Source organism: Streptococcus sp. 4155 (assembly GCF_013276695.1).
Classification (GTDB): domain Bacteria; phylum Bacillota; class Bacilli; order Lactobacillales; family Streptococcaceae; genus Streptococcus; species Streptococcus pseudopneumoniae.
The window spans coordinates 1-5104 of record NZ_VMLM01000115.1 but is presented as its reverse complement, the minus strand read 5'-3'; the positions used below and the strand labels follow the sequence as shown (position 1 = coordinate 5104).

Sequence of the window (5104 nt, the reverse complement as noted above, 5' to 3'; positions counted from 1 at the left end):
TATTATACTACAAAATCGGCTTTTTTCAAATAAAATCTTACAAAGACACCGTTATTATTGGCTTTTTGCTTTGTCTTGAAACGTTGATTTTTGAATTTGCTCCCCTTTTTGCTCCCCCTATAGTGCTTTTAGTGCAGTTTCGTAGAATGAGACTGCTTTTTTTGCGTTCTCTTTTGATAGGTGGCTATATATATCCATGGTCATTGATAAAGTGGAATGACCTAGGCGGTACTGGAGTTCCTTGTATGGTATTCCAGAGTTAAGCAAGAGACTAGCGTGAGTGTGACGGAATCCGTGAAAGCCAATGTTAGGAACATCAGCACGCTTAAAATGTGTTTGCAATCTTCTTTTAAGCCTTGAACTGCTAGGATACTCATGAATGAAATCAGAAAATACCACGCTTTCACGTTGCCCTATCTTCCAGGCCTCTTTAGTTTGGCGCAGTTTGTACTGCTTTAGCATGCTAACAGTCGCTTGATCTATATCTATATCCCGATAACTAGCCTTAGATTTTGGGCTATTGATTTCTAGATCCCGATTTAGTGTTTTGGTAATATGCACCACGGCATTATCTAAATCTATATCAGACCAGGAAAGAGCTAAAGCTTCATTGATACGGCAACCAGTAGCCAATAGGAACTTATAGAGCGTTGTCTCATAGTAGTAACGATATCTATCGCTATCTAAATTATCGAGATAACCAAGAAACTTTTTTAGTTCTTGATTTTCAAAGTGCTTTACTTTTTTCCGCTTTGCTTTCTGAGTGTTACGAGGTAAAACCACATCACGCGCAGGATTGGACGGTATAGCCTGCATGGTTACGCCATACTGTAAGATACGTTTGTTTAAAGCGTGTATCTTGTCATAATGTAGAAAAGCCCCTTTTTCCCCTCTATTAGTCTTGTCAGCAAGTTCGTTGATAATTGACTGGATAAGTGGAGTAGTGAGCTTATCGAGCTTGTAAGCCCCAAAAATAGGCAATATATGATTATCAATTAGCTTTCTAACATTGCCTTGAGTGTTTGGCTTAACCGTGTTCTTATAACTTTCTAACCAGAGATTGGCTAATTCTTGATAGTTTTTTATGGTGCTAGCCTTTTGTCTAGTGGATCCTGCTTTTTGAAAAGCTATTTTTTCTTGATTGGCTTTCTGCTTAACTTCCTTTTGTGTCCGACCTGTTACTTTGGTTTTTACTTTCTTTCCTGTTACCTGGTCAACTCCTAGATATACATTAGCACGATAGACTTTACTACCGTCTTTTTTTATAACTTCAGTTATTTTCATGATGATAAACCTTTCTAAAATACATCAGCAGGCAAGCCATTATCAAAAAGGTTTTATATCATGCTAGGGGCTACGAGAACCCCTTATTTTTGGTTTTAAGTAGTCAGACGGTAAATAATACCAGAATAAAAAACAAGGCGGATATGGGGTTAGTATGGGTGTTTTTACATATACGGGTAAATGTTGGAAAATGTCGGATTTTCAAGAATACTGGAAAAAAGCAATTTTCTTCATTTTCTGAGTCCCTAAAAAAGGGGAAGGAAGTTGTTGATAGACAAAGTCAGCGGACTTGCTGAAGCACGCGCTTCATGATTGTTGGACATTGTGGCGCGTGGTATGCTATAGGTCGCTTTTTAACTGCAAGACTGGTATAATGATGTTGTAAATACCTAACCTTTCGCTTATTTTCAGTTAGGTACTATCAGACAAGTTGGCAGTAGCTAGCTTGTCTTTTTGTTGCTATTTTACAATTTTGCTTATTTTTGCGCTTTGGTCTGTAAAATCGGCTTTCTATTCTTCAATTTCCCCTGTTTTTGCACAATAGACCTATGGGTTAGGGTTACTATTGGCGAATATGGGGGATTTTTATCTATATAGGCTTACGACTTTGCTGATGGCGTGATATTAGTCATCGTTATATGATTTATCGAAGAAGATAGTGTATCCGTTATTTTCTAAGAAATCAACAGCTTTAGTAAAGTCTTCATCTGCCACTTTTTCAAATAATTTCTTTTTATTTCCACTGTTTAAATCAGCAGTTAAAAGCATATTGTAAAAATTTTCAATTTCTTCATCGTTTAAAACGATTATATTTGTTTTTAAGAACTTAACAAAATTTCTAAATTTTTTGTTGTTTTGCTTTTCCTTCTTCAATTCAGCTTGATACATTAATTCAGCGAGTAAGTCCCCTTCTTCTGTAAAAGCAAAATCCATTGCCTCTGTACCGGACATTTTAGAAAATTTTTGGCCTAATTCTTTTATTAAGCTAGAGTCATCTTCATACCCCAACAGATACCCAACGCTTACCCCGAAGTAGTCAGCAAGTTGTTGGGCTTTCTCTGGTTTAATTTGGCTTTCTCCGTTTTCCCAATTTTGAAGAGTCCGATAATGAACTCCAATATTTTCAGCTAACTCTTTTTGAGATAGCTTTTTTTCTTGTCTTAATTCTTTCAATCTATTCATGCTTTATCATACCTTTCACAGAAGATTATATACTATATCTTAGAAAAAGTACATTTTTTTTGTGCAAAAATTAAAAAAACAGTTGACAATAGAAAAAATATTGTGTATTATACAAATCAAGCACATAAAAAATGTGCGCACCCCTCCAACCTTTCGCACTTTCAATCTATTCATGGAGGGGGATTTTTTAGAAAGGGGGAAACCTATGAGCAAACTACGAGGCTATCGAGTTATGTTAGGACTAACTCAGCAACAAATGGCGGACAAGCTAAAAATTTCTTTGCAGTCATACAACAACAAAGAATTAGGTAAAACGCCATTTAACGACAAGGAACGCCTAGCGATTAAGTCAATGGTTGCAGAAGTCAAATCAGATATAACCATAGATGAACTATTTTATAGCTAGAAAGGCAGGCAAGCAATGAAGAGGAACTATACAAGGGTCATCGATGAAATGCGAACCACTCACGGGCTGAACTTGGTAGCTATTGGCCAACGAATAGGCATAGACCCCCGAACAGTTGGCAAGTGGGCACAGGGCAAACATAAGCCCAACAAGGAAAGCAGAAAAAGACTAAACAAGTTATACAGAGAGGTCAAGCAAGACATGACAACACAAGTAAGTATTTTTGAAGAAACAACAGACCAAGGGCAACTATTGCAGGTTGTCACTACTACTATTATTCACGGTCAACCATTGGACATCTACGGCAGTGAACAAGAACCGCTATTTTTAGCTAGGGCGATTGCTGAGATGATTGACTACAGCAAAACATCACAAGGATATTATGATGTGCAATCAATGCTAAGAAAAGTAGATGAAGATGAAAAAGTAAAAGGGACGCCTTTGGACGGTACTACGGAAACTTTCCGTAGTGGTCAACAAGTTTGGTTTTTAACTGAGCATGGACTCTATGAGGTGCTTATGAGGTCAACCAAACCAAAAGCCAAAGAGTTTAAAAAAGTAATCAAGCACATTCTGAAAGAAATCCGACTAAACGGCTACTACATGGCTGGGGAACTGGTGGAAGAACCACAGACCACTATAAAAGCCCCTGACACATTGGCAGAGGCAGAGCGGTATTATATCGATACACTAGCCAAAGCCATTGCAGAGGCTCAAAATATGGACGAGAAGAGCCGTCTGACAAGCAAGCTAACCCGATTCATGCAGGAGGTAGAACCACAATGGAACTAGTCTACATGGACGGTAAGAAAGAGCCGTATACTACGAGCGAGATTATCGCTGAATGTGCTGAAGTACAGCACCATACTATTACACGCTTAGTCAGAGACAATAAAGCTGATTTTGAAGCTTTGGGAATACTTGGATTTAAAATCCATAAATTAGATAAGAGAGGGCAACCGAAAAAAATCTATCTTCTGAATGAGCAACAAGCGACCTTGCTGATCACTTATCTAAAGAATACTGCACCAGTTCGTAAATTCAAAATGAACCTGGTCAAAGCTTTCTTTGAAATGCGTGAGGAACTTTCTAAGTTTCGTATGCAGAGGGCGCTAGAAAAGCCAAAAAGAAAAACACTGCATGACAGTATAGAGACTTGGAGGAATGCACCCAAACATGCACACAGCACCATGAACAACTTGCTACTGAAAGCAGTAACTGACAGGAACGCTAAGCAGTTAAGGGAAGAACGTGGGGGCTATAATGGCATTGATAGCTTGACCAGTGACGAGCTGGAGCAATACCAGGCTTTTGAGGATATGGTAATAGCTATGATTGGCTTGAATATGAGTTACCAAGAAATCAAGGCTATGGCATTCAGAAATAAAAATACACGCCAAAGAAGCGCGTGAGAGCAACAAAAAAAGGCTTAGCAATAACCACACCGCAGAGCCTTTAACACTAACACTAAAACGAATTTAACAAAAAGCAGGCAAGCTATTATCAAAGAGGTTTTAGTAAGATTTATACCTAGATTATAGCATAATACAGCGGTTTCCGCTAGTACATTGAAAATAAAATAAGGTACGCTGGGAAGATTTTAAATTTTTTTCGGTTTAGGGGTTGACATTATACCGTGCATAAGTATATAATAAAAAGCACGGGCAAAAGTAAAGGAGTGATATAATGAGCCCAAGAACAGGAAGACCTATAAAGGGGAATGCTAAGCGTGATAAACGATTAGAGGTTAGACTGACAGCAGACGAATATAACGAAATTCAAGAAGTTGCTGACAGTTTGAATATTTCTAAAGCTGACACGATAGTTAAAGGCATTCAACTTTTAAAGTCACAAAAATAAAAGAAGCCTGCTACGTTCTCAACCGACCAAAGCGATAACGTAACAGACTCAGCCCCCACGAATGAGGTACGTAAATATCTTATCATGCGTACTCTTATTTGTCAAACACAGAAATAGAGTGCGCTTTTTGCGTACCCAAAAATGAGGTAAAGAATGGGAAAACAAGTATTTACACAAGAAATACTAAGAAACATACAAGAAGAAAATGGAATCATCACAGTAGACTTAATACTAGACGCTTTACCAACTTGGTCAGAAAAAGCCATCAAGGGACGTTTATCAAATTGGTGTTACCGTAAAGTTATTGACTACAGGGTAGAAGATGGGGAATTTAGTGAGATTTTCCTACTAAGAAGCAAGCAGGAGATAAAA

The 5104-nt window shown here is 37.9% G+C and carries 6 protein-coding genes and 1 pseudogene; 5 read left to right on the top strand and 2 right to left on the bottom strand.

The features are described 5' to 3' along the window. Positions 1 to 117 precede the first annotated feature (117 nt). Together HT715_RS11255 and HT715_RS12135 are read right to left on the bottom strand one after the other, a co-directional pair. Positions 118 to 1284, bottom strand: a complete 1167-nt coding sequence (locus tag HT715_RS11255; protein WP_119942704.1) for a site-specific integrase — start codon at positions 1282 to 1284, stop codon at positions 118 to 120. Positions 1285 to 1908: 624 nt separating this feature from the next. Next, the gene (locus tag HT715_RS12135; protein WP_240149868.1) at positions 1909 to 2466 is read right to left on the bottom strand and encodes a helix-turn-helix domain-containing protein; all 558 of its coding nucleotides are present in this window, start codon (positions 2464 to 2466) and stop codon (positions 1909 to 1911) included. Positions 2467 to 2671: 205 nt separating this feature from the next. On the opposite strand from HT715_RS12135, the gene HT715_RS11245 reads away from it, so the two are divergent. The 5 genes and pseudogenes from HT715_RS11245 to HT715_RS11225 form a co-directional block, all read left to right on the top strand. Then, positions 2672 to 2872: a helix-turn-helix domain-containing protein gene (locus HT715_RS11245; protein WP_000040969.1), complete on the top strand. Its 201-nt coding sequence runs from the start codon at positions 2672 to 2674 to the stop codon at positions 2870 to 2872. Positions 2873 to 2887: 15 nt separating this feature from the next. Continuing rightward, positions 2888 to 3664 carry a BRO family protein gene (locus HT715_RS11240; RefSeq protein WP_172922966.1) on the top strand — a complete coding sequence of 259 codons (777 nt, stop codon included), beginning with the start codon at positions 2888 to 2890 and terminating at the stop codon, positions 3662 to 3664. Then, complete coding sequence (locus tag HT715_RS11235) at positions 3655 to 4284, top strand: Rha family transcriptional regulator (RefSeq protein ID WP_172922965.1); 630 nt, start codon at positions 3655 to 3657, stop codon at positions 4282 to 4284. Before HT715_RS11240 ends, HT715_RS11235 begins: the two co-directional genes overlap by 10 nt. A 274-nt stretch (positions 4285 to 4558) precedes the next feature. Further along, positions 4559 to 4732: a hypothetical protein gene (locus HT715_RS11230; protein ID WP_000075008.1), complete on the top strand. Its 174-nt coding sequence runs from the start codon at positions 4559 to 4561 to the stop codon at positions 4730 to 4732. Positions 4733 to 4885: 153 nt separating this feature from the next. Next, positions 4886 to 5104: pseudogene (locus HT715_RS11225) on the top strand (hypothetical protein); the annotation flags it as partial.